The following is a 23,438-nucleotide window of genomic DNA, read 5'->3' as shown; positions in this document are numbered from 1 at the left end:
CCTGCGCTACTTCAACGTGGCCGGCGCGGCGAGCCCGGAGCTGGCGGACACGGGTGTCTTCAACCTCGTGCCGATGGTCTTCGAGAAGCTCACGGCTTGAGCACCAGCTTGTCGGCCGTGCCCTTCTCGACCGCCTGGTCGGAGAAGGACCACGGCAGCAGTTCGCCGTCGGCCCACTTGTCGGTCTGGTCGACGTAGTGGGCGCTGTAGGCGTGCCCGGAGGCGCCGGTGAGGTTGATCCAGCGGGACTTGTCGAGGTCGCCGAGGTTCACCACCATCCGCATGGACGGCACCCACACCACCCCGTAGCCGCCGGCGGCGTTCCAGCCGGTCGCGTTCACCGTCGCCTCGCCGCCGCTGAGCTCCCAGGGGCCGCGGTTGAGGGCGTACTGGACGAAACCGGGGCCCGCGGTGCCGAGGGTCTGGTTCTTCAGGAACAGGCGGTGCAGCCGGCCCCAGCTCCAGGTGTCGATGTCCTTGCCGAGCTTGGCGGTCAGCTCCCAGCGGGCGTCGACCATGGCCCGCTTGAACAGCTGGTCGCGGTTGACGGCGCCGTCGCGGGTGCCCACCTCGGGCGTCTTCCACCAGTCGCTCTTCGGCTGGTCCATCAGCTTGCGGACCACCTCGAACCAGCGGTCGCCGCCGTCGGGCTGCGCCTTGTCGGGGGCGCGCTGCCCGCACTCGCGGACCTCCTCGGCCTCGTCGGCCGGGCCGGTGGTGTTGACCGGCTTGACCCACAGGCACTGTCCCCTGGGCCGCAGCTCCTTGGGCAGCTTGTTGCCGAAGGCCAGCTTGAGGATGTTGCGCCAGACGGCGTTGAAGTAGGCGGCGGCCGCCGAGTCGGCGTCCTGGGTGTAGTCCCAGCCCTCCAGGAGCTTCTGCGCCTCGCGGACGTCCCTGTCGCCGGTGTCGATCTTCAGCAGCGTGGGCACCAGCAGCCGGGCGATCTCACTGCTGTTGTCCAGCTGCATCTGGCGCATGTCGTCGGTCGAGATCTTGCCGCCGTCCTTGATCTTCGACTGGATCAGGTCGGTGATCCGCTGGCTGCGCGTGCCGTAGCCCCAGTCCGTGGTGAGCGTGTAGGGGTACTCGTCCTCGTCGATCACGGCCTGGTTGGCGGTGACGATGTAACCGCGCTCCGGGTCGTACTCGTGGGGCAGCGCGTCCTGCGGGATGTAGCCGGTCCAGCGGTACTCCGGGTCCCAGCCGGGCGCCGGCAGGGAGCCGTCGAAGCCCTCCGCGCGCAGCGGGATCTTCCCCGGCAGGGTGTAGCCGATGTGGCCCTCGGTGTCGGCGTAGACCAGGTTCTGCGAGGGCACGTCGAACAGGGCGGCGGCCTTGCGGAAGTCGGTCCAGTTCTTCGCCCTGTTCATGGCGAAGACGGCGTCCATGGTGGTGCCCGGCTGCAGCGCGGTCCAGCGCAGCGCGACGCCGTAGCCGTCACCCCGGTCGGGCGCGGCGGTGTCGACGGTGGCCTTCTTGCCGACCTTCACGAGCTCCTCGTCGCGGTCGGAGAGCAGGGGCCCGTTGTTGGTCTCGCGGACGACGATCTTCTTGGACGGGCCGCCGGCGACCTCGATGGTCTCCTCGCGGGTCTCGAACGGCTTGACCTTGCCGTCGTAGAGGTAGCCGTCGCCGGTGATCTTCTCCAGGTAGAGGTCGGTGACGTCGACGCCGGAGTTGGTCATGCCCCAGGCGACGTCCTGGTTGTGACCGATTATCACGCCGGGCATGCCGGCGAAGGTGTAGCCCGTGACGTCGTACTGGCAGGTGCTGGAGACGCTGCGGCAGTGCAGGCCCATCTGGTACCAGACCGACGGCAGCGAGGGCGACAGGTGCGGGTCGTTGGCCAGCAGCGGCTTGCCGGTGATGGTGTGCTTCCCGCTGACGACCCAGGAGTTGGAGCCGATGCCGTCGCCGTTCACGCCGACGGCCGGCGGGAGGTCGTCCAGGACCCGGGTGAGGCCGGTGAGCTGGCTGTCGAGGCCGGAGGTGCCGGACGCGCCCGCGGTGCCGGACGTGCCCGCGGTGCCGGAGGCCGTGCCGGACGTGCCCGCGGTGCCCGCGCCCGTGCCGGCGGTGCCGGCCGTGCCACCCGTACCGGCGGTGCCGGCCGTGCCACCCGTACCGGCGGTGCCGGCGCCGCCGGCCGTGCCGCCCTGCTCGAAGGCGCCGGTCAGCTGGCTGTACTGGCCCTCCTGGACGATCGCCTTGTTCCGGCTGTACGGGTACTGCGGGTACAGGTCGGCGATCTGCTTCGGGCCGAGGCGGCTGGTCAGCAGGGCGCGGTCGATCTCGGCCCGCATGTTGCCGCGCAGGTCCCAGGCCATCGCCTTCAGCCAGGAGACCGAGTCGACCGGGGTCCACTGCTGCGGCTTGTAGTCGTTGGTGAAGCCCAGCGCCGCGTACTCCAGGGAGATGTCCTTGCCGTCCTTGCCCTGGAGGTAGGCGTTGACCCCCTTGGCGTAGGCCTGGAGGTACTTCTTCGTGGCGGCCGACAGCTTGGTGTCGTACTCCTGCTTGGCGACCCGGTCCCAGCCCAGGGTGCGCAGGAACTCGTCGTTGTCGATCTGGCTCTTGCCGAACATCTCCGACAGGCGTCCGGCGGCCATGTGGCGGCGGACGTCCATCTCGTAGAAGCGGTCCTGGGCCTGGACGTAGCCCTGGGCCATGAACAGGTCCGCGTCGGAGGAGGCGTAGATCTGCGGGATGCCGTGGTCGTCCCGTTTGACCTCGACGGGTCCCGTCAGACCTTCGAGCGTGAGGGTGCCCTTGGTCTGCGGGAAGGAGGCCCGGACCGTGCTGATGGTCCAGTACGCGCCGAAGGCGACGCCCCCGAGGAGGGCCAGCACCAGGACGAGCACGAGGAGACGGACTTTGCGCCCCTTTCTCCTGCCGGACTTGCCGGGCTGCTGACCCGTGGAGGCGGTGGTGTCGGTGGGCATCGCTGTCCTTGCTGTCCTAACGCGAGCGGCAGGTTCGGCTGTGCTTTTAACTGAGCGCTGGAGCAACGATAGGCGCAGGGCCTTGCGCCCCTTGACGCGGAGTCGGGAACCGGCACGGGCGGGCGTTCGATCTTGCCCTCCCGAGCGTCAAGAAATCGTCAAGAGTTAGGTAAGGTAACGAAGTAGTCGGCGCGCTGCGCCACCTCTTCATGTGCGATGTACGTGAGCCCACGCGCGGGTGCGTGCGGGCCAGGGAAGGATTCGGCCGCTGACTGTTCACCACCTCAACCAGCTCCTGCTCGTCTGCTCGCTCGTCCTGCTCGTCGCCGTCGCAGCGGTACGGATCTCCTCGCGCAGCGGGCTCCCCAGCCTGCTCGTGTACCTGGGCATCGGCGTCGCCATGGGCCAGGACGGCATCGGGGACATCCACTTCGACAACGCCGAGCTGACCCAGGTCATCGGGTACGCGGCGCTGGTCGTGATCCTGGCCGAGGGCGGTCTGGGCACGAAGTGGAAGGAGATCGAGCCGGTCATGCCGGCCGCCACGGCGCTGGCGCTGGCCGGTGTCGCGGTGAGCGTCGGGGTGACGGCCTCGGCCGCGCACTACCTGGTCGGACTGGAGTGGCGGCAGGCGCTGATCATCGGCGCGGTCGTCTCCTCGACCGACGCGGCGGCCGTGTTCTCCGTGCTGCGCAAGATTCCCCTCCCCTCGCGCGTGAAGGGCACGCTGGAGGCGGAGTCCGGCTTCAACGACGCCCCCGTGGTCATCCTCGTGGTGTCCCTGTCCACGGCCGGGCCGGTCGAGCACTGGTACGTCCTGCTCGGTGTGATCCTGCTGGAGCTGGCGATCGGCGCGGCCATCGGGCTCGCGGTGGGCTGGCTGGGCTCCTGGGGCCTCCGGCACGTGGCGCTGCCCGCGTCGGGCCTGTATCCGATCGCCGTCATGGCGATCGCCGTGGCGGCGTACGCGGCGGGCGCCCTGGCCCACGGCAGCGGCTTCCTCGCGGTGTACCTGGCGGCGATGGTGATGGGCAACGCGCGCCTGCCGCACTGGCCGGCCACGCGCGGGTTCGCCGACGGTCTGGGCTGGCTGGCGCAGATCGGCATGTTCGTCATGCTCGGCCTGCTGGTCACCCCGCACGAGCTGGGCGACGACATCGTGCCCGCGCTGGTCATCGGGCTGGTCCTGACCATGGTGGCGCGTCCGCTGGGCGTGTTCGCCTGCCTGCTGCCCTTCCGGGTGCCCTGGCGGGAGTCGGCGCTGATGTCCTGGGCCGGGCTGCGCGGGGCGGTGCCCATCATCCTGGCGACCATCCCGATGGTGAAGGGCGTCGAGGGCAGTGACCGGATCTTCAACATCGTCTTCGTCCTGGTCGTCGTCTACACCCTCGTCCAGGGCCCGACGCTGCCCTGGCTGGGCCGCAAGCTGCGCCTGGGCGAGGATTCGGAGGCGGCCGACCTCGGCATCGAGTCGGCGCCGCTGGAGCGGCTGCGCGGGCATCTGCTGTCCGTCGCGATCCCCGACGGTTCGAAGATGCACGGCGTGGAGGTGGCCGAGCTGCGGCTGCCGCACGGTGCCGCCGTGACGCTCGTGGTGCGCGAGGGCGAGTCCTTCGTGCCGCTGCCGACGACGATATTGCAGCGGGGCGACGAACTCCTGGTGGTCGCCACCGACCCCGTCCGGGACGCGACCGAGAGCCGGCTGCGGGCGGTCGGGCACGGCGGCAAGCTGGCCGGGTGGCTGGGGACGGACGGGCCGGGCCCCTGACAGACCTTCGCTGAACATTTGTCCCGTTTTGGCATTTGCAGGGCGGGCAGGGTCATGGTGCTCGTTTTCACAGGTGGCGGGACCCCTGACCCCTGTAGGATGAAGGCGTACCCAGATCGAACCAACTCTGCCTGACGCAGAGCTGGCGCGACCGTATGGCGGTCGGGACGCCCCTCCTCACCGGGCCCCGGCATCTACCGCAGTTCCGCGCAAGAGGACAGCTCTCGGCGCCGCCCGCTGACGGGGCCGCGCTACCAGGCGGCAGAAAGGCACGGGCCGTGGCATCCACGGTCACCTCGAAGACGTCGGAGAACCCGCCGGCTTCCGCCCGCCCGGGATATGGCCGGCTGCTGCGCACCCGCGGCGCCTGGACGTTCCTGCTCCCCGGTTTCGCGGCGCGCCAGCCGTTCGCGATGCTGACGATCTCCATCGTGCTGCTGGTGCAGCACACCACCGGCTCCTACGGGGCGGCGGGCGCCGCAGCGGCCGTCACCGGTGTCTCCATGGCCCTGTTCGCGCCCTACAGCGGCCGCCTCGCCGACCGCTACGGGCAGCGCGCGGTGCTGATCCCGGGCGTGCTGCTGCACACCGTGTCCGGGCTGACGCTGACGGCGCTGGCGCTCATGGACGCGCCCCTGTGGGCGCTGTTCGCGGCGGCCGTCCCGACCGGCGCCTCGGTGCCGCAGGTCGGGCCGATGGTGCGGGCCCGCTGGGGCGTCACGCTCAAGGACTCGCCCCTGATGACGACCGCCGCGGCCTTCGAGTCCGTCACGGACGAGCTGACCTTCGTCGTCGGGCCGCTGCTGGCCACCGCCCTGTGCACGGCCGTCGACCCGGCCGCGGGGCTGGTCACGGAGGCGGCGCTCACCCTGGTCGGCGGTCTGCTGTTCGCCGCCCAGAAGAGCACCCAGCCCTCGGTCTCCGGCGGCGGCCACGCGCGCGTGGAGCGCACCTCCGCACTGCGCGTCCCCGGGGTGCGCGTGCTGATCGTGACCTTCCTCGGCATCGGCACGGTCTTCGGCGGGATGCAGGTCTCCCTGGCGGCGTTCACCGAGTCGATCGGCGAGCCCGGCCTGAACGGCGTCCTGTACGGCGTCTTCGCCGCGGGCAACATGCTCTCCGGCATCGTCTGCGGCGCCATCGCCTGGAAGGCGGCACCGCACCGGCGCCTGGTCGTCGGCTACACGGCGCTGGCGCTCACCGCCTCGGGCCTGTGGGCCGCCCACTCGGTCCCCGTCCTCGCCGGCCTCGGCCTGCTGGTCGGCATGTGCATCGCGCCCGCGCTGATCACCGGCTACACCCTGGTCGACGGCCTGGTCCCGGCCGGTGCCCGTACGGAGGCCTTCACCTGGCTGACCGGTGCGGTCGCCCTCGGCCAGGCGGCGGCCGTGACGGTCGCCGGGCAGCTGGAGGACCGCTTCCGGGACGGCGCCGGTTTCCTGGTGCCGATGGGCGGCACTCTGCTGGCCCTGGCGACCCTGCTGGCGCTGCGTTCCCGGCTGTCACCGAGGGGGCGGGGCCGGACCGTCGCACGTGGCGTGGGTCACCGCACGCCGGTGGCAGTGGACTGAGCGGCCGGAATACGTCACTATTAAGCGTCGTTAGCACTCATCGAGTGAGAGTGCCAGGAGGAAGACAGTGCCCACCTACCAGTACCAGTGCACCGAGTGCGGCGAGGGCCTCGAGGCGGTGCAGAAGTTCACCGACGACGCCCTCACCGAGTGCCCCAGCTGCCAGGGCCGCCTGAAGAAGGTGTTCTCGGCGGTCGGCATTGTCTTCAAGGGCTCCGGCTTCTACCGGAACGACAGCCGCGGCTCCTCGTCGAGCAGCGCCCCGGCGTCGAAGTCGTCGAGCTCCTCGTCGTCCTCGGACTCCGGCTCGTCGAGCTCGTCGAGTTCGTCGTCGAGCACGGGCAGCAGCTCCACGAGCAGCAGCAGCACCGCCGCCTGAGGCCTGATTCCTCCGGGACCCTGTCGCCCTCGGGCGACGGGGTCCTCGGTGGTTCCGCGTGCGGTTAGGGTGCGGGCATGGCGAACAACACGAACGCGGCGACCCCGATGGACTCGGTGGGCAAGGTGGGTACGGAGGGCGCCGGGATCGGCGTCATCGGCGGCTCCGGGTTCTACTCCTTCCTCGACGACGTGACCGAGGTCCGGGTCGACACCCCGTACGGGCCGCCCAGCGACTCCCTCTTCCTCGGTGAGGTCGCCGGCCGTCGGGTCGCCTTCCTGCCCCGGCACGGACGGGGCCACCACCTGCCGCCGCACCGGATCAACTACCGGGCCAACCTGTGGGCGCTGCGGTCGGTCGGCGTGCGCCAGGTGCTCGCCCCCTGTGCGGTGGGCGGTCTGCGCCCCCAGTACGGGCCGGGCACGCTGCTGGTGCCGGACCAACTGGTCGACCGCACCAAGTCCCGCGCGAACTCCTACTACGACGGACTGCCGCTGCCCGACGGCACGGTGCCGAACGTGGTGCACGTCTCACTGGCCGACCCCTACTGCCCCACCGGGCGGGCCGTCGCGCTGAAGGCGGCGCGCGGGCGGGACTGGGAGCCGGTGGACGGCGGCACGCTGGTGGTGATCGAGGGGCCGCGCTTCTCGACCCGTGCCGAATCGTTGTGGCACCAGGCGCAGGGCTGGTCGGTGGTGGGCATGACCGGCCATCCCGAGGCGGCGCTCGCCCGCGAGCTGGAGCTCTGCTACACGTCCCTGACGCTGGTCACCGACCTCGACGCCGGTGCGGAGACCGGCGAGGGCGTCTCGCACGACGAGGTGCTGCGCGTGTTCGCGGCGAACGTGGACCGCTTGCGGGGGGTGCTGTTCGACGCGGTGGCCGCGCTGCCGGGGGCGGACGAGCGGGAGTGTCTGTGCGTGAGTGCGCTGGGTGGCATGGATCCGGGGATCGCCTTGCCGTAGGCGGTGGGCGACCTGGGGCGTGCCTCCGTGCGTGCCTCGGGTGTGCCTCCGTGCGTGCCTCGGGTGTGCCTCCGTGCGTGCCTCCATGCGTGCCTCGGGCGTGCCCTCCTGCGGGGCGAGGGCGGGAGGGGCGGCCGGGGCGTAAGTCGCCGTTCCGGGGCGAGGGTGGGAGGGGCAGGGGCGGCTGGTGCGGAACTCGCCGTTCGGGTGAGGGAGTTGTCCACAGCCCGGCGGTGGGTCCACAGGCCTGAGCGGGACGCGGCGGGACGCCTCATCGTGGGGAGCGCAAGCCGGTCCCTCGTCGCAGGTGGTGGTCTCCGTGTCCCTCGCTCGCCCTTCGTTCGCGCCGTCGTCTCCCTCCTGGTCCGTCGCACCGGGCCCGCCCGGGGCCGAGGTCCCCGCCACCCGCGAGGTGCCGAGGTTCGACCCGGTACGGGTGCGCGGCCGGTGCCGTTCGGGCCGGCTCGTGCGGCACCGGCGGCGGGCCGTCGCGGTCGGGCTCGCGGTCACGGCGACCGCGCTCGTGGCGGCGGGTCCGCGCGACGCTGACGGGGCCCGCGGTCAGCCCCGGGCGCAGTCACCCGCCCGCACGGCCTCGCTCCCCGAGGAGCACTCCGCCCGGACCCACCGGGCGGTCGGGGCGACGACGGCCCCGGTCCGGATCGCCGACGCCGCGACCGTACGGCTGCTGCGGCCCGGTGACCGCGTCGACGTCATCGCCGCCGAGGATACGGCGACGGGCGGGGAGGCCCGGGTCGTCGCGCGCGGGGCCCGGGTGAGGGAGGTGCCGGAGCCGGTGGAGGGCGCCTTGGACGGCGGGGCACTGATCGTGCTCTCGGTGCCGCGTGCCACCGCCGCCCGTCTGGCCGGTGCGAGCGCCACCGCCCGGCTGGCGGTGACGCTGTGGTGAGCGGCGCGGGGGCGAGGGGCGCGGGGACAAGGGATACGGGGGCGAGGGGTGCGGCGCCGCGGGGCGCGGTTCCGTCGCCTCCCTCGTCGGAGGGACCCGCGTGCCCGGTCCGGTCCGACGGTGCCGTAGGTTGCGGAGCGTTTTGTTCCACAAGCTGCTCGTACGAGGAGAGGCCCCCAGGTGAGCGAGAAGAAGGACCCGAGCGTCTGGGAGGGCTTCAAGGCCTTCCTGATGCGCGGCAACGTCGTCGATCTGGCGGTGGCGGTGGTGATCGGTGCCGCGTTCACCAACATCGTCAACGCCGTGGTGAAGGGGATCATCAACCCGGTCGTCGGGGCCATCGGGACCAAGAACCTCGACCACTACAGCTCCTGCCTGAGCTCGGCCTGCGAGGGCGAGCAGGGCATCCGGATCCTGTGGGGTTCGGTCCTCGGCGCCACCCTCAGTTTCGTGATCACGGCGGCGGTCGTCTACTTCCTGATGGTCCTGCCGATGGCCAAGTACCTGGCCCGCATGGAGGCCCGCCGCAAGGCGAAGGAGGGCACGCAGGAGGTCATGGACGTGACCGAGCTGGAGGTGCTGAAGGAGATCCGGGACGCCCTGGTCGCGCAGCGCGGCCCGGGGCACGACCGGCAGTAGCGCTCCGGGCGGCGGCCGTCCGGGTGTTTCGCCGGGGGTTGTGCCGGCTGTTTCAGAGGTGGTGCGGCGGCTTCTCGTCGAGGAAGCGCTTGAGGTCGGCCGCGCCGCCGCCGGAGTCGGTGCGCTCGCCCCAGCCGCGGTCGGTGTCGTCGGAGGACTGCTGGTCGAGCGGGTCGTCGAAGACCAGCGCGGGCCTGGGCGCGCGCGGCTCGGGTTCGGGAGCGGTGCTCATGCGTCCAGGGTACGGTCGCGGAGAAAAACCCGGTGCCTTCTGCTGTGCTGGGAATCATGACCTCCAGTACCCCTCCCCCGCCCGGCCTCTCCGACCCGCCCGGCGGCCGGGGCCTGCTGCGCCGGCTGAGGGCCCGCGGCCGCGACGAGGAGCACCGGACGGCCTCGCCGCTGGAGCTCTTCTTCGACCTGTGCTTCGTCGTGGCCGTCGCCCAGGCCGGCGTCCAGTTGGTGCACTCGGTCGCCGAGGGGCACGCGGGCGAGGGGATCGTCGACTACGCGATGGTGTTCTTCGCCCTGTGGTGGGCCTGGATGAACTTCACCTGGTTCGCCTCGGCGTACGACAACGACGACGTGCTGTACCGGGTGGTCACGCTGGTGCAGATCGCGGGCGTGCTCGTCCTCGCCGCGGGGGTCTCCCAGGCGTTCGAGGAGCACGAGTACCTCCTGGTCTGGCTGGGCTACGTCATCATGCGGCTCGCCCTGGTGGCGCAGTGGCTGCGGGCGGCCCGGTCGAGCGAGGGCCCGGAGCGGGCGACGGCCCTGCGCTACGCCGGCGGCGTGCTGCTGTGCCAGGTCGGCTGGCTGGGGCTGCTGTTCCTGCCCGAGGGGGCCCGGCCCTGGTGGTTTTTGGCGATGGCGCTGCTGGAGATGTGCGTGCCGCCGTTCGCGGAGCGGGGGTACGGCACGGCCTGGCATCCGCGCCACATCGCGGAGCGGTACGGGCTGTTCACCATCATCGTGCTGGGCGAGACGATCGCCGCGGCCACGGTCGCCGTGAAGTCCGGCGTCGACGAGAACGACGCGCTGGGCGAGCTCCTCCCCATCGCGGCGGGCGGCCTGCTGATCATCTTCGCCGCGTGGTGGCTGTACTTCGTGGTGCCCGTCCACGGCCATCTGCGCTCCAACCGGCAGGCGTTCCTGTGGGGCTACGGCCACTACCTGGTGTTCGCCTCGGCGGCCGCGATCGGGGCGGGTCTGGAGGTGACGGTGGAGCGGACGGCCGGCAAGGCGCACATCTCCACGCTGGCGGCGTCGGCCGCCGTGACCCTGCCGACGGCCCTGTACCTGCTGACCCTGTGGGCCCTGCACTCCCGCCACTTCAAGGTGGGCATCACCCAGCAGCTGGTGCTGCCGGCGACGGCTCTGCTGGTGATCTGCTGCACGTTCCTGGGCGACTGGGCGGTGTTCACCGCGGGCGTGGTGTGCGCGCTGTCGGTGGTGGCGGGAGAGACGCTGGTGACGCGCCCGGCGAGGATCCACGCGGCTGCGCGCCCGGCGGCCTGAGACGGCATCGCCTGCCGCGATGGTCCGTGCGGGCCGCCGTCTGGACGAGACTGTGCGCCATGACAGTCGAGGCTCGGATGGACGCACTGACGGATGTGGCCGGTCTGCGGGTGGGGCACGCGACCCGCGTCGGCGACGGCTGGCTCACCGGCACCACGGTCGTGCTCGCCCCGGAGGGCGGGGCCGTGGCCGCCGTGGACGTACGGGGCGGCGGTCCCGGCACCAAGGAGACGGACGCGCTGGACCCGCGCAACGTGGTGCGGAAGGTCGAGGCGGTGGTCCTGACCGGCGGCAGCGCGTACGGGCTCGACGCGGCGTCGGGGGTGATGGACTGGCTGGAGGAGCGGGGGCGCGGGATCCGGGTGGGGGTGGACCCGGCGCACGTGGTGCCGGTGGTGCCCGCGGCGTGCGTCTTCGATCTGGGGCGGGGCGGCGACTTCCGGGCCCGGCCCGACGCGGCCCTGGGGCGGGCCGCGGTCGAGGCGGCCGCGGCGAGCGAGCCGGGCGCGCGGGTGCCGCAGGGGTGTGTGGGCGCCGGCACGGGCGCGGTCGTGGGGGTGGTGAAGGGCGGCGTCGGCAGCGCGAGCACGGTGCTCGGCTCGGGGGTGACGGTGGCGGCGCTGGCGGTGGCCAACGCGGCGGGGTCGGTGCTGGATCCGGAAACGGGGGTGCTGTACGGGGAGTTGTTCCAGGGGCGGGTCGAGTACCCGCGGGCGGAGGTGCACGAGGCCGCGCGGCGGCGGCTCGCCAAGACGTCCGCGCGGAGCGCGCCGCCGCCGCTCAACACCACGCTGGCCGTGGTCGCCACGGACGCGGACCTGACGAAGGCGCAGGCGCAGAAGCTGGCCGGCACGGCCCACGACGGCATCGCCCGCGCGGTGCGGCCCGTGCATCTGCTGAACGACGGGGACACGGTGTTCGCGCTGGCGACGGGCGACCGAGCCCTGGACGCGGCGGATCCGCTCGCGCTCAACGCGGTCCTGGCGGCGGGCGCGGACGTCGTGACCCGGGCGATCGTCCGGGCCGTGCGGGCCGCCGAGTCGGTCGACGGGCCCGGTGGGGCGTGGCCGTCGTACGGCGAGTTGTACCCGGGGAGCTGAACAGGCTCTCTTCGCTGGGGAGTTGCACCCAGGGCCCTGAACGGGTCGCCCGCACGGCGAGTTGCCCCCGGGGCGCCGAGCGGCCCGTCCGCGCACGGCGATGTCACAGCGGAACCGGACTTTGTCGCGGTTTCGTCACGTGACGGCGTTCACCGCGCACGGACGGAACCCGGCCGGGTGCCGGTCCCCTCTTCTCCCACGTACTGGATCGGATCACGCAGATCACATGAACTGGGAGCAGCCTGTGACAACGCCGAACATTTCAGCGCGGCGCACTCTGGGGGCCAGTGCCGCCCTGATGGTCGGCGCCCTGACGCTCACCGCGTGCGGTGGCAGCGCCAACGCCGAGAACGACGGGAAGGGCGGCGGGGGCGCCACGAAGACGTCCGTGGCGAAGATCGCCATCTCGGCGAAGGACGGTTCGGCCAGCGCGTCCATCAACACGACCGGCGTGAAGGTCAGCGACGGCAAGCTGACGGACGTGAGGATGACGGTGGCGGGCAGCGGGCAGGCCGTGCCGGGCTCGCTCTCCGCGGACGGCCGGGTGTGGAAGCCGAAGGAGCAGCTGGAGCGCGGGACGAAGTACCAGATATCCGCGACCGCCAAGGACGCCGACGGCCGGACGGCCGCGGCCAACTCCATCTTCACGACGGTGACGTCGTCGAACAGCTTCATCGGGACGTACACGCCGGACGACGGCACCACGGTCGGCGTGGGCATGCCGGTCTCGTTCACCTTCGACAAGGCGATCACCGACCGCAAGGCCGTGCAGTCGCACATCTCGGTCACGTCCAGCAGCGGGCAGAAGGTGGTCGGGCACTGGTTCAACGGCCAGCGGCTCGACTTCCGGCCCGAGGAGTACTGGAAGGCCGGGTCCAAGGTCACGATGAAGATCGACCTGGACGGGGTCGAGGGCGCGAACGGCGTGTTCGGCGTGCAGAAGAAGACGGTCACCTTCACCGTCGGGCGCTCGCAGGTCTCCACGGTCGACGCGAACACGCAGACCATGACGGTCGTGCGGGACGGCAAGACGCTCAAGAGGGTCCCGATCTCCACCGGCGACGCGCAGCACACCACGTACAACGGGCAGATGGTGATCTCCGAGAAGTTCGTGCAGACGCGGATGAACAGCCGGACGGTCGGGCTGGGCGGTGAGTACGACATACCGGACGTGCCGCACGCGATGCGCCTGACGACGTCCGGGACGTTCCTCCACGGCAACTACTGGTACAACAAGGGCAACCCGCCCTTCGGCCGCCAGGGCACCAGCCACGGCTGTGTCGGCCTCGCGGACGTCCGGGGCGCCGGGGGCAGCACGCCCGCCAAGTGGTTCTACGACAACTCCCTCATCGGGGACGTGGTGATCGTCAAGAACTCGCCGGACAAGACGGTGGCACCGGACAACGGGCTCAACGGATGGAACATGGACTGGAGCCAGTGGGTCGCGGGCAGCGCCTCCTGACTTCACGAAGCACCGCCCAACAGGGGTTTTTGACGGACCGGCGGGGCCGCGCGGGAACTTTTCGCGCGGCCCGCGCGTTTTCCCGGACGTACGTTTTCTCGGTTCCCGGACATGATGTCCGACCGAGGGGCTACGGTATGCACCCACAAGGTGACATGCAGCAACGCCGGGAGAAACCTTGAGCGTTCCGTACGAGACGGCAGCGTACGAACCCCATGACTCGCCCGAGTCTCCGGAGGAGCACCTCGCGCGACTCCTCGGCCGTGCCCTGAACTCCTTCGAGCTGCCGGACGAGACGATAAGGCGGCTGGACTGCGCGCTGGCGCACGACGGTTCACTGCACTCCGCGCACCACAGCGCGGGCCTGCACCGGGAGACGTACCGGCACACGTGGCTGCTGGCCGACGGCTCGGCGCTCACACTCTGGGAGCTCGTCCACAACACCGCGCCGGGCAGGGAGCCGCAGCACGAGGTGTACGTCGACGAGGAGGAGTTGCGTGCCGCGACCTCGCGGCTCCCGCTGCCGCCGGACACGCCGGACTTCGAACTGCCGGTGACGGTGCAACTCCCCCCGGCTCCCACACCCCGGCACGCCTACGCGGCGGAGGACTCGGCGGACCACGCCCGCCGCTTACTGCGCCGGGCGGAGAACGAGGACCGGCCGGGCGCGGACACGGCGGCCCGGCTGGCCACGGCGTCGGGTCACCAGATCACGCAGGCCTTCGGCCGCCCCTGCCGCGCGGGCCGGGCGGGCCTGGGCTTCTCGCTCTACGAGCACGCGTTCCTGCTGCCCGACGGTGAGGAGCTCTCCCTGTGGGAGGTCGAGCACACGGCGACGCCGGACGGGCGGCACATGTGCGAGGTGTACGTGAGCGAGGACGCGGCGCGTGAGGCGATGGAGCGGCGGGCGGCGCAGCTGTCGTAGCGCGTCGTGGCGCGGTTCAGCCGCCGTCGACGAAGTGGCGTACCAGGTCGGCGAAGGCGTCTGCCTCCTCGGGGGTCAGTTCCACGGACTCCGACCGGGAGCCCGTCTGCCGCTGCTGCGGGAGGGCGGGGAGGGAGTGGCGCTCGGGCCACCGCGAGACGTGATCGGACATGCGCCCCAGTAGACACCACGGCCCGGGGCATCGGTCCCGGGCCGTGACTTTCGTGATCTATCTCGCAGGCGGCATGAACAGCTCACACAGCCCGAAAGGGACGGTTCCGCTGTGCCTCAGGCCGCCACCGGCTGCTTCCGCCCCGCCGTCGGGGCCGTGGTGCCCTCACCGGGGGCCGTGGCGGAGCCGGGAGCCGGCTTGCGCAGGCCCTTCAGGACGACGACCAGGGCGGTGGTGACGCAGACGCCCGCGGCGATGGCGACCAGGTAGAGCAGCGGGTTGCCGATCAGCGGGACCACGAAGATGCCGCCGTGCGGGGCGCGCAGGGTGGCGCCGAAGGCCATCGACAGGGCGCCGGTGAGCGCGCCGCCCGCCATCGAGGCGGGGATGACGCGCAGCGGGTCGGCCGCCGCGAAGGGGATCGCGCCCTCGGAGATGAAGGAGGCGCCGAGCACCCAGGCGGCCTTGCCGTTCTCGCGTTCGGTCTGCGTGAAGAGCTTGCCGCGCACGGTCGTGGCGAGGGCCATCGCCAGCGGCGGGACCATCCCGGCGGCCATCACCGCGGCCATGATCTTCATCGCCGAGTCGCTGGGGGTGGCGACCGCGATCCCGGCCGTGGCGAAGGTGTAGGCGACCTTGTTGACGGGACCGCCGAGGTCGAAGCACATCATCAGGCCGAGGAGGGCGCCGAGCAGGATGGCGTTGGAGCCGGACAGGCCGTTCAGCCAGTCGGTCATGCCCTTCTGGGCCTCGGCGATGGGCTTGCCGATGACGACGAACATCAGGAACCCGACGATCGCCGAGGAGATCAGCGGGATCACCACCACCGGCATGATGCCGCGCATCGCCGCCGGGATCCGCACCTTCTGGATGGCGATCACCACGCCACCGGCGATGAGACCGGCGGCCAGACCGCCGAGGAAGCCCGCGTTGATGGTGAGGGAGATCGCTCCACCGACGAAGCCGGGCACGAGACCGGGCCGGTCGGCCATGCCGTAGGCGATGTAGCCGGCGAGGACCGGGACGAGGAAGCCGAAGGCGACGCCGCCGATCTGGAAGAGCAGGGCCGCCCAGCTGTCGGCCTGCGTCCAGGTGAAGTGGTCCATCACCGACGGCGCCTTGTTGATCCCGTATCCGCCGATCGCGAAGCCGAGGGCGATCAGCAGACCGCCCGCCGCGACGAACGGCACCATGTAACTGACGCCGGACATCAGCCACTTGCGCAGCTTGGTGCCGTAGCCCTCGCCGGAGCCGCCGGAGCGCTCCACGGGGGTGGCCGGGGCGGATCCGGCGGTGACCTCGCCGCGGGCGGCCTTCTCGCGGACCTCGGCGATGAGTTCCGCGGGACGGTTGATGCCCGCCTTCACGCCGACGTCGACGGTGGGCTTGCCGGCGAAGCGTTCCTTCTCCCGTACGGGCACGTCGTGGGCGAAGATCACGGCGTCGGCCGCCGCGATGACCTGTGGGTCGAGCCGGGTGAAGCCGGCCGAGCCCTGCGGCTCGACGGTGAGTTCGACGCCCGCCTCACGGCCGGCGTTCTCCAGCGACTCGGCCGCCATGTAGGTGTGGGCGATGCCCGTGGGGCAGGAGGTGACGGCGACGATGCGGAACGGCTGCTCCTCGGCGGGAGCGGTGTCGGCGGTGGCCGTGGCGGCGGCGGGAGAGGCCGCTCCCGCCGACGCCACGGGGTCTGTGGAGGCAGCTTCGGCGGGCGTTGCCGGCTCGTCGCCGCGGATCAGCGCCGCGGCGGCGGCCGGCTCGCCCACCGCGCGCAGGGCGTCGGTGAACTCGCTGTTCATCAGCTGCCGGGCCAGGGACGACAGGATCGTCAGGTGGGCGTCGTCGGCGCCGGCCGGAGCGGCGATCAGGAAGATCAGGTCGGCGGGTCCGTCCGCCGCGCCGAAGTCGATGCCGGCCGTGCTGCGCCCGAAGGCGAGCGTCGGCTCGGTGACGTGCTCGCTGCGGCAGTGCGGGATGCCGATGCCGCCGTCGAGGCCGGTCGGCATCTGGGCCTCGCGGGCGGCCACGTCGGCGAGGAAGCCGTCCAGGTCCGTCACCCGGCCCAGGGCCACCATGCGCTCGGCGAGGGCACGGGCCGCCGCTTCCTTGGTGTCGGCGGACAGGTCGAGATCGACCAGCTCCGCCGTGATCATGTCGCTCATCGCGGGCTCCTTAGCACGCGTATCGCCCGGTGGGTGAGGTGGGCGGAAAGGGGGACGGGGGTGCGGTGGGGGGTGACGGGAGTGACTGGGATGACAGGGGCGGCGGCACGTAACGGGGAGGTCCGCCGCCCGGGCGTCACCGGGCGCTGCTCGTCGTGGCTCATGACACCGGCTCCTTCAGCACACGGTCCGCGGGCAGGTCGGCCGTGACCGTCACCGCCGCGGGGTCCAGGTCGGCCGGCGTGGGCATGACGCTGCCGGGCAGCTGGACGGCCGCCGCGCCGTGGGCCACCGCGGAGGCCAGCGCCTCGGGGCCGCTGCCGCCGGCGATCAGGAAACCGGCGAGGGAGGAGTCGCCGGCGCCCACGTTGCTGCGCACGGCGTCCACCCGGGCGCTGCCGAACCAGGCGCCCTGGTCCGACACGAGCAGCTGCCCGTCGGCGCCGAGGCTGGCGAGGACGGCCCGGGCGCCCATCTCGCGCAGTTCCTCGGCGGCCTTCACGGCGTCACCGACGGTGGCGAGGGGGCGGCCGACGGCCTCGGACAGTTCCTCGGCGTTGGGCTTGACCACGTCGGGCCGTTCGCGCAGGGCCGCGAGCAGGGCGGGCCCGGAGGTGTCCAGGGCGATCCGGGCACCGGCGGCGTGGGTGCGGGCGACCAGCTCGGCGTACCAGGAGGGGGCGAGGCCACGCGGGAGGCTCCCGCAGCAGGCGATCCAGGAGGCGTCGCGGGACTGGTGCCGGATGGTCTCCAGGAGGAGTTCGCGTTCGGTCTCGGTGAGTTCCGGGCCGGGGGCGTTGATCTTCGTCAGGACGCCGTCGGCCTCGGCCAGGGCGATGTTGGAGCGGGTGGCCCCGGCGACCGGGACCGGGGCGACCTCGATGCCCTGCTGGTCGAGCAGTTCGGCGACGAGCGCGCCCGGGGCGCCGCCGAGCGGCAGGACGGCCACCGTGCGCTGCCCGGCGGCGGCGACCGCACGCGAGACGTTCACGCCCTTGCCGCCCGGGTCCATCCGCTCGCCGGTGGCGCGGATGACCTCGCCCCGGTCGAGGGACGGCACCTCGTAGGTGCGGTCCAGGGACGGGTTGGGGGTGACGGTGAGGATCATGCGCGCACTACTTCCGTGCCGCCGCGCTCGATCGCGACGGCGTCTTCGGGGCTCAGCCCGCTGTCGGTGATCAGCAGGTCCACGTCGCCCAGGTCGCCGAAGCGGGCGAAGTGCTCCTGGCCGTGCTTGGAGGAGTCGGCGAGCAGCACCACCCGGCGGGCGGCGGCCACCGCCGCCCGCTTCACGGCGGCCTCGGCGAGGTCGGGGGTGGTCAGGCCGTGTTCGGCGGAGAAGCCGTTGGCGGCCACGAACAGCACGTCGGCGCGGATCTCGCCGTAGGCCCGCAGCGCCCAGGCGTCCACGGCGGCGCGGGTGCGGTGCCGCACGCGGCCGCCGACGAGGTGGAGCTGGATGCCGGGGTGGTCGGCGAGGCGGGCCGCGATGGGCAGGCTGTGCGTGACGACCGTGAGGGAGGCCTCCAGCGGGAGGGCGGCGGCCATGCGCGCCACCGTCGTACCGGCGTCGAGGATCATCGTGCCCTCGGTCGGCAGCTCCGCGAGGGCGGCCTTGGCGATGCGGTCCTTCTCGTCGGCGGCCGTGGACTCGCGCTCGGCGAGGTCCGGCTCGAAGTCGAGGCGCCCGACCGGGATGGCGCCGCCGTGCACCCGGCGGACCAGCCCGGCGCGGTCGAGGGCCTTCAGATCCCGGCGGATGGTCTCCGCGGTCACCTGGAACTCCTCGGCCAGCGACACGACATCCACTCGGCCGCCGTCACGGGCGAGCCGGAGGATCTCCTGCTGCCGTTCCGGTGCGTACATGTCCGTTCGCCTCCGCCTCATGCCCGAACGTGTGGTTTCAGCGGGAGGCTACGCCGAGATGTCCGGGAAGTAAACAGGTTCGGGCCCAATCGGGCATGATCGGAAATCCGCAGCAGTTCAGCCGACCACACAGCGGGCCCGGCACCCCAGGTGCCGAGCCCGTCCCGCGCCGTCCGTCCGGTCAGACCGGCGCCGGCTCCTGCTCCTTCCGCCTGGCCGGCGCCTGCTCGCCCTCCACGTGCTGCGCGGGCCGCTTGGGCAGCGCGAACATCAGCAGGAAGATGGCGCCCATCACCGCGGCCACCCAGCCCAGCGCGTTCTCGAAGGCGTCCGCGTAGGCCGGGCCCATCTGCTCCGGGCGCAGGTGCTCGGCGATCGAGCCGAAGAAGACCACCGAGACCAGCCCGAGCCCCAGCGCGTTGCCCATCTGCTGCACGGTGTTGATCAGGCCGGAGGCCGAACCGGAGTGCTCGCGCGGCACCTCGGAGAGGATCGCGTCGGTCAGCGGCGCGACGATCAGGCCCATGCCGGCGCCCATCACGACCAGCGGAAGGGCCATCTGCCACGGGGTGATGGCGAGGCCGTAGTGGCCGGACTCCCAGATGTAGAGCAGCACCCCGGCCGCCATCACCAGCGCGCCCGCCTGGAGCACCCTGCGTCCGAAGCGCGGCACCAGCAGCTGCACCGACATGCCCGCGGCCGCCGACACGGCGATCGAGAACGGCACCCCGGTCAGCCCGGCCTTCAGCGGGCTCCAGCCCAGCCCGATCTGCATGTACAGCGTCCAGACCAGGAAGAACACGCCGAGCGCGACACCGAAGACGGTCTGCACGGCGATCCCCGCCGCGAAGCTCTTGACCTTGAACAGCGACAGTTCGACCAGCGGCGAGCCGTCCCGCACGGCCTTGCGCCGCTCGTACGCCACCAGCACCGCGAGGACCACGAGCGAGCCGGCCATCGACAGGTGTCCCCACAGCGGCCAGCCGAGCTCACGGCCGCGGGTGAGCGGGTAGATCAGCATCAGCAGGCCCAGCGTGACCAGCGAGACGCCCACGAGGTCGAGCTTCAGCGCTCGCGGCGCCCTGGACTCGGTGATGAAACGGCTGCCGAGGACCAGGCCCGCGATCCCCACGGGCAGGTTGATCAGGAAGATCGAGCGCCACTCCCAGCCGAACAGGTTCCACTCGGTCAGCAGCGCGCCGAGCAGCGGTCCGGACACGGCACCGAGGCCGACGACCGCGCCGAACAGCCCGAACACCTTGCCCCGCTCGTGCGCCGGGAAGGTCGCGTGCACGATCGACAGCACCTGCGGCACCATCAGCGCCGCCATGGCGCCCTGCAGGAACCGCGAGGCGACCAGCATCTCGGGGTTCACCGCGAGGCCGCACAGCGCGGAGGCGACGGTGAAGCCCCCCATGCCGACGAGGAAGACGCGCTTGCGGCCATGGATGTCGCCGAGCCGTCCGCCGGTGATCAGCCCGGCGGCGAAGGCGAGGGCGTATCCGGCGGTGATCCACTGGATCTCGCTGAAGGACGCGCCCGCGTCCCGCTGGATGGACGGGATGGCGATGTTGACGATGGTCACGTCGACGAGGTCCATGAAGGCCGCGGTCATCACGATCGCAAGGGCGAACCAGCGGCGGCGGTCCGTGCCCGAAGGGGTCTCGGTGGAGTTCATACGCCGACCCTAGGAGCCCAATAGGTCAGGTCGTGTCCTAGTGGTGCGGCATCCTCGACGGCATGACGACGGACACCCCGGCCCGGCTGCTGACGCTCCTCTCCCTCCTCCAGACGCCCCGCGAATGGCCCGGCGGCGAGCTCGCCGGCCGGCTCGGGGTCTCCCGCCGCACGGTCCGGCGCGACATCGACCGGCTCCGTGAACTCGGCTATCCCGTACAGGCGACCAAGGGGGCCGACGGCGGCTACCGGCTCGTCGCCGGCAAGGCCATGCCGCCGCTGGTGCTCGACGACGAGGAGGCCGTGGCCATCGCGGTCGGCCTGCGCGCCGGCGCCGGGCACGCGGTGGAGGGCCTGGACGAGGCGTCGGTGCGGGCGCTGGCCAAGCTGGAGCAGGTGCTGCCGAGCAGGCTGCGCCACCGCGTGACCACCCTGCAGGCCGCCACCACCCCGCTGACCAGCGGGGACGGACCCAGCATCGCGCCCGAGACGCTGACCGTCATGGCCTCGACGGTGGCCGGGCACGAGCGGCTGCGGTTCGCCTACCGGGCCGCCGACGGCACCGAGTCACGGCGTCTGACGGAGCCCTACCGGCTGGTGTCGACGGGCCGCCGCTGGTACCTGGTGGCGTACGACCTCGACCGGGACGACTGGCGCACCTTCCGGGTCGACCGGGTGAGCGAACCGTTCGCCACGGGCGCGAGGTTCACGCCGCGCGAGCTGCCGACGGGGAGCGCCGCGGAGTACCTGCGGCGGTCGATGCAACGGCAGCAGCCGAGTTACGACTTCGAGGTCACCTTCGCCGCACCGGCCGCCTTCGTCGCCGCCCGGCTGCCCGCGTGGCTGGGCACGCCCGAGCCGGTGGACGAGCACAGCTGCCGGCTGCGCGGGTCGGTCGGGGACGCGACACAGTGGGTGGCGTTCCGGCTGGCCATGCTGGAGTGCGACTTCACCGTCCACGAGCCGCGGGAACTGGTCGACGCCGTGCGGGAGTTGGGAGCACGGCTGAGCAGAGCGGCAGGGGCGGGGGCGTAAGCGGCAGGGCCGGGCCCCCGACTTCGACTTCGCGGCCCGGTTCGAGGCCGGCGCCGGGGAGGCCGCCGGGTCCTTCGCCGAGGACGCCCGCCGGGTTGCCGAGGACGCCCGCCGGGTCACGGCAGGCGCCCGGGCCGGTGCACCTGGGGAAAGCCGGGGGCGAGCCGCCGGGTCACGCCCCGAACGGGAAGTCCCGTAGCGTCGCGAGGTTGCGCAGCGCCAGCTCGGCCGGGCTTCCCGGGCCCTCCACCGGCCCGTCCCCCTCGGCCCAGCCCTCCAGCGCGGTCCGCACGGCGGCACTCGCGACGGCGGCGGCGAAGCGCAGTTCGGGGGTGGCGGCAACGTTGTCGCCGTCGTCCCTCGCCACGGCACCGGCACGTGTCACCCGTTCCGCCAGCGCCTCCCCCAGCATGCGCTCCGAGTCCTGGCACACCTCCGCCCACACCCGGCGCAGCGACGGGTTGGCCGCGGCCAGGCGCAGGAGCGTGCGGACCCACTCCCAGGAGGACGCGGAGACGACCACGCCCGGGGTGAGGGTGTTGCGGACCCCGTCCTCCAGGGCCTGCACGACGCCCACCGCCGCCGGCGCGGCCCGGACCGCCGCCACCCAGCGCTGGGCACCGGCCGCGTACAGCGGGGCGACGGCCTCCTCCTTGGTGGCGAAGTACCGGTAGAAGGTGCGCGGGGCGATGCCGGCGGTCTGGGCAATGTCCTCCGCGCGGGTGGCGCGCAGGCCGCGCCGCACGAAGAGGCCGGCCGCCGCCCGGGCGATCTCCATGCGTGTCTCGGCCTTGCGCCGCTCGGTCAGCGAGGCCTGCGGGGTCGGGGTGGTGCTGCTCACGCCCGGCAGGCTATGCCCATGTGACACAATCTGCCATCTGGCGGGCCACCCCGTGGTTCAGGTACGGGGTGGCCCGCTCTCCAGCGCGGTGTCGGCGGGAGCCGGCGGGGGCCGGCGGCGCGAACGAGAGAGCCGGGCCCCGGCGTCCGGGGGGAGGGACGCCGAAGCCCGGCCTTGGGAGAGTCCCGGCGCCGGGGGGAGTGCGGCGGGACTTGGCTCTGCGGGCCGGGGCGTGACCCCGGACCCGAACTGGTGGACCCGGAAGTCTTGTTCCCGGCGCCCTGGGACTTGAAGCGGCGTTACAACGCCATGTTTGCGCGGTCTTTCGCCACCCGGCGTACGCGGTGACCACCAGGCGCACACAGCCCGTCACGCAGGGGCCACGAGTGGTGCGCCGGGGCGGTCGACGGTGATCGCCGAGGTCAGGCCGCCGCGTCGAAACCGGTGCTGCGGGCCAGCTTCTTCAGCTCCAGCAGGGCGTGCTTCTCGATCTGCCGGATGCGCTCGCGGGTCAGGCCGTGCTCCTTGCCCACCTCGGTCAGCGTGCGCTCGCGGCCGTCCTCGATGCCGTAACGCATCTTGATGATGGAGGCCGTGCGCTGGTCGAGGCGGCCGATGAGGTCGTCGAGCTCCTCGCTGCGCAGCAGCGTGAGCACCGACTGCTCGGGCGACACCGCCGAGGTGTCCTCCAGCAGGTCGCCGAACTGCGTCTCGCCCTCGTCGTCCACCGACATGTTCAGCGAGACCGGGTCACGGGCCCAGTCGAGCACGTCGGTGACGCGCTCCGGCGTGGAACCGAGCTCGGCGGCGATCTCCGCCGGCTCCGGGTCCCGGCCGTGCTCGCGGTTGAACTCGCGCTGCACACGGCGGATCCGGCCGAGCTCCTCCACGAGGTGGACGGGCAGGCGGATCGTGCGGGACTGATCGGCTATCGAGCGGGTGATGGCCTGGCGGATCCACCACGTAGCGTACGTGGAGAACTTGAAGCCCTTGCGGTAGTCGAACTTCTCGACCGCGCGGACCAGGCCGGCGTTGCCCTCCTGGATCAGGTCCAGCAGCGGCAGGCCGCTGCGCGGGTAGCGGCGGGCGACGGCGACGACCAGGCGGAGGTTGGAGCGGATGAACACGTCCTTGGCGCGCTCCGCGGCGTCGACCAGCGCTTCGAGCTCCTCGCGGGTCGCGTCCGTCTTGGTCTCCTCGTACCCGTCGAGGACCTGCCTCGCGAACACACCCGCCTCGATGACCTGCGACAGCTCGACTTCCTTGGCCGCGTCGAGCAGCGGTGTGCGCGCGATCTCGTCGAGATACATGCCGACCAGGTCGCGGTCGGCGATCTCGCCGCCATGGGCGCGAACACTGCTTGCCGCTTCAGCCGTCTCGCCGGTGGCGGACTGACGACGGGCGACGGCACGGGTTGCCATGCGAGCTCCCTTGCGTATGAGGTCAGCGGGTGGTCCTTCGGACGCCTGACTCCGTCTTCCGGACTCTCTCCGGACTCTCCTC

Annotated in this window: 20 protein-coding genes; 11 read left to right on the top strand and 9 right to left on the bottom strand. The window is 72.2% G+C overall.

The features are described from left to right. Nucleotides 1–89: 89 nt before the first annotated feature. Entirely contained in the window at nucleotides 90–2,945 is a 2,856-nt protein-coding gene (locus tag ABTZ58_RS35045; RefSeq protein ID WP_351365899.1) for a penicillin acylase family protein, read from the bottom strand. 238 nt (nucleotides 2,946–3,183) lie between these two features. Here ABTZ58_RS35045 and ABTZ58_RS35040 point away from each other — a divergent pair, with 238 nt between their 5' ends. The 6 genes from ABTZ58_RS35040 (at nucleotide 3,184) to mscL (ending at nucleotide 9,177) form a co-directional block, all read left to right on the top strand. Further along, nucleotides 3,184–4,713, top strand: coding sequence for a potassium/proton antiporter (locus ABTZ58_RS35040; RefSeq protein WP_351365896.1), 1,530 nt, complete (start codon nucleotides 3,184–3,186; stop codon nucleotides 4,711–4,713). A 278-nt stretch (nucleotides 4,714–4,991) separates the two neighbouring features. Next, nucleotides 4,992–6,284: an MFS transporter gene (locus tag ABTZ58_RS35035; protein ID WP_351365893.1), complete on the top strand. Its 1,293-nt coding sequence runs from the start codon at nucleotides 4,992–4,994 to the stop codon at nucleotides 6,282–6,284. Nucleotides 6,285–6,351: 67 nt separating this feature from the next. Next, nucleotides 6,352–6,663, top strand: a complete 312-nt coding sequence (locus ABTZ58_RS35030) for an FmdB family zinc ribbon protein (RefSeq protein ID WP_351365890.1) — start codon at nucleotides 6,352–6,354, stop codon at nucleotides 6,661–6,663. A 107-nt stretch (nucleotides 6,664–6,770) separates the two neighbouring features. Further along, nucleotides 6,771–7,628: an S-methyl-5'-thioadenosine phosphorylase gene (locus ABTZ58_RS35025; protein WP_351365911.1), complete on the top strand. Its 858-nt coding sequence runs from the start codon at nucleotides 6,771–6,773 to the stop codon at nucleotides 7,626–7,628. A 412-nt stretch (nucleotides 7,629–8,040) separates the two neighbouring features. Next, on the top strand, nucleotides 8,041–8,538 hold the full coding sequence (locus ABTZ58_RS35020; protein ID WP_351365908.1) for a CpaB family protein: 498 nt from the start codon (nucleotides 8,041–8,043) through the stop codon (nucleotides 8,536–8,538). A 180-nt stretch (nucleotides 8,539–8,718) separates the two neighbouring features. Next, nucleotides 8,719–9,177: a large conductance mechanosensitive channel protein MscL gene (gene mscL, locus ABTZ58_RS35015; RefSeq protein ID WP_351365888.1), complete on the top strand. Its 459-nt coding sequence runs from the start codon at nucleotides 8,719–8,721 to the stop codon at nucleotides 9,175–9,177. 52 nt (nucleotides 9,178–9,229) lie between these two features. On the opposite strand, the gene ABTZ58_RS35010 is transcribed toward mscL, so the two are convergent. After that, on the bottom strand, nucleotides 9,230–9,409 hold the full coding sequence (locus ABTZ58_RS35010) for a hypothetical protein (RefSeq protein ID WP_351365885.1): 180 nt from the start codon (nucleotides 9,407–9,409) through the stop codon (nucleotides 9,230–9,232). A gap of 56 nt (nucleotides 9,410–9,465) precedes the next feature. On the opposite strand from ABTZ58_RS35010, the gene ABTZ58_RS35005 reads away from it, so the two are divergent. From ABTZ58_RS35005 to ABTZ58_RS34990, 4 genes are all read left to right on the top strand, one after another. Further along, on the top strand, nucleotides 9,466–10,695 hold the full coding sequence (locus ABTZ58_RS35005; RefSeq protein ID WP_351365882.1) for a low temperature requirement protein A: 1,230 nt from the start codon (nucleotides 9,466–9,468) through the stop codon (nucleotides 10,693–10,695). Between the two features lie 59 nt (nucleotides 10,696–10,754). Next, nucleotides 10,755–11,795 (top strand): P1 family peptidase, encoded by a 1,041-nt coding sequence (locus ABTZ58_RS35000; protein ID WP_351365879.1) that lies wholly within the window; start codon nucleotides 10,755–10,757, stop codon nucleotides 11,793–11,795. Between the two features lie 244 nt (nucleotides 11,796–12,039). Continuing rightward, a complete protein-coding gene (locus ABTZ58_RS34995) occupies nucleotides 12,040–13,257 on the top strand; it encodes a L,D-transpeptidase (RefSeq protein ID WP_351365876.1) in 1,218 nt (405 codons plus the stop codon). A 178-nt stretch (nucleotides 13,258–13,435) separates the two neighbouring features. Next, complete coding sequence (locus ABTZ58_RS34990) at nucleotides 13,436–14,182, top strand: DUF6227 family protein (RefSeq protein ID WP_351365873.1); 747 nt, start codon at nucleotides 13,436–13,438, stop codon at nucleotides 14,180–14,182. A 16-nt stretch (nucleotides 14,183–14,198) separates the two neighbouring features. On the opposite strand, the gene ABTZ58_RS34985 is transcribed toward ABTZ58_RS34990, so the two are convergent. From ABTZ58_RS34985 to ABTZ58_RS34965, 5 genes are all read right to left on the bottom strand, one after another. Continuing rightward, complete coding sequence (locus ABTZ58_RS34985; protein ID WP_351365870.1) at nucleotides 14,199–14,354, bottom strand: hypothetical protein; 156 nt, start codon at nucleotides 14,352–14,354, stop codon at nucleotides 14,199–14,201. A gap of 116 nt (nucleotides 14,355–14,470) precedes the next feature. Then, nucleotides 14,471–16,516: a PTS fructose transporter subunit IIABC gene (locus tag ABTZ58_RS34980; protein ID WP_351365867.1), complete on the bottom strand. Its 2,046-nt coding sequence runs from the start codon at nucleotides 16,514–16,516 to the stop codon at nucleotides 14,471–14,473. Between the two features lie 160 nt (nucleotides 16,517–16,676). Next, nucleotides 16,677–17,624, bottom strand: coding sequence for a 1-phosphofructokinase (pfkB, locus tag ABTZ58_RS34975; RefSeq protein WP_351365864.1), 948 nt, complete (start codon nucleotides 17,622–17,624; stop codon nucleotides 16,677–16,679). Further along, the gene (locus tag ABTZ58_RS34970; protein WP_351365861.1) at nucleotides 17,621–18,382 is read right to left on the bottom strand and encodes a DeoR/GlpR family DNA-binding transcription regulator; all 762 of its coding nucleotides are present in this window, start codon (nucleotides 18,380–18,382) and stop codon (nucleotides 17,621–17,623) included. Before ABTZ58_RS34970 ends, pfkB begins: the two co-directional genes overlap by 4 nt. A gap of 181 nt (nucleotides 18,383–18,563) precedes the next feature. After that, on the bottom strand, nucleotides 18,564–20,060 hold the full coding sequence (locus ABTZ58_RS34965; RefSeq protein ID WP_351365858.1) for an MFS transporter: 1,497 nt from the start codon (nucleotides 20,058–20,060) through the stop codon (nucleotides 18,564–18,566). A 62-nt stretch (nucleotides 20,061–20,122) separates the two neighbouring features. Between ABTZ58_RS34965 and ABTZ58_RS34960 the strand changes: the two genes are divergently transcribed. Continuing rightward, nucleotides 20,123–21,094 carry a helix-turn-helix transcriptional regulator gene (locus tag ABTZ58_RS34960; RefSeq protein ID WP_351365855.1) on the top strand — a complete coding sequence of 324 codons (972 nt, stop codon included), beginning with the start codon at nucleotides 20,123–20,125 and terminating at the stop codon, nucleotides 21,092–21,094. 172 nt (nucleotides 21,095–21,266) lie between these two features. Here ABTZ58_RS34960 and ABTZ58_RS34955 read toward each other — a convergent pair whose 3' ends face one another. After that, on the bottom strand, nucleotides 21,267–21,935 hold the full coding sequence (locus tag ABTZ58_RS34955; protein WP_502996179.1) for a TetR/AcrR family transcriptional regulator: 669 nt from the start codon (nucleotides 21,933–21,935) through the stop codon (nucleotides 21,267–21,269). A 422-nt stretch (nucleotides 21,936–22,357) separates the two neighbouring features. Further along, the gene (locus tag ABTZ58_RS34950) at nucleotides 22,358–23,356 is read right to left on the bottom strand and encodes a sigma-70 family RNA polymerase sigma factor (RefSeq protein WP_351365852.1); all 999 of its coding nucleotides are present in this window, start codon (nucleotides 23,354–23,356) and stop codon (nucleotides 22,358–22,360) included. Between the last annotated feature and the right edge of the window lie 82 nt (nucleotides 23,357–23,438).

Origin of the sequence: Streptomyces sp. NPDC094143 (assembly GCF_040303825.1) — a bacterium.
In the GTDB taxonomy this organism is placed as follows: Bacteria; Actinomycetota; Actinomycetes; order Streptomycetales; family Streptomycetaceae; genus Streptomyces.
Note: the sequence above shows the minus strand (reverse complement) of the source record. Positions and strands in the feature narration are given on the sequence as shown.

Coding starts and splice junctions, on each gene's coding strand:
- ABTZ58_RS35045 (WP_351365899.1), bottom strand. CDS start 2,945: ATGCCCACCGACACCACCGCCTCCACGGGTCAGCAGCCCGGCAAGTCC.
- ABTZ58_RS35025 (WP_351365911.1), top strand. CDS start 6,771: ATGGACTCGGTGGGCAAGGTGGGTACGGAGGGCGCCGGGATCGGCGTC.
- ABTZ58_RS35010 (WP_351365885.1), bottom strand. CDS start 9,409: ATGAGCACCGCTCCCGAACCCGAGCCGCGCGCGCCCAGGCCCGCGCTG.
- ABTZ58_RS35005 (WP_351365882.1), top strand. CDS start 9,466: ATGACCTCCAGTACCCCTCCCCCGCCCGGCCTCTCCGACCCGCCCGGC.
- ABTZ58_RS35000 (WP_351365879.1), top strand. CDS start 10,755: ATGACAGTCGAGGCTCGGATGGACGCACTGACGGATGTGGCCGGTCTG.
- ABTZ58_RS34985 (WP_351365870.1), bottom strand. CDS start 14,354: ATGTCCGATCACGTCTCGCGGTGGCCCGAGCGCCACTCCCTCCCCGCC.
- ABTZ58_RS34980 (WP_351365867.1), bottom strand. CDS start 16,516: ATGAGCGACATGATCACGGCGGAGCTGGTCGATCTCGACCTGTCCGCC.
- pfkB (WP_351365864.1), bottom strand. CDS start 17,624: ATGATCCTCACCGTCACCCCCAACCCGTCCCTGGACCGCACCTACGAG.
- ABTZ58_RS34970 (WP_351365861.1), bottom strand. CDS start 18,382: ATGTACGCACCGGAACGGCAGCAGGAGATCCTCCGGCTCGCCCGTGAC.
- ABTZ58_RS34965 (WP_351365858.1), bottom strand. CDS start 20,060: ATGAACTCCACCGAGACCCCTTCGGGCACGGACCGCCGCCGCTGGTTC.
- ABTZ58_RS34960 (WP_351365855.1), top strand. CDS start 20,123: ATGACGACGGACACCCCGGCCCGGCTGCTGACGCTCCTCTCCCTCCTC.
- ABTZ58_RS34950 (WP_351365852.1), bottom strand. CDS start 23,356: ATGGCAACCCGTGCCGTCGCCCGTCGTCAGTCCGCCACCGGCGAGACG.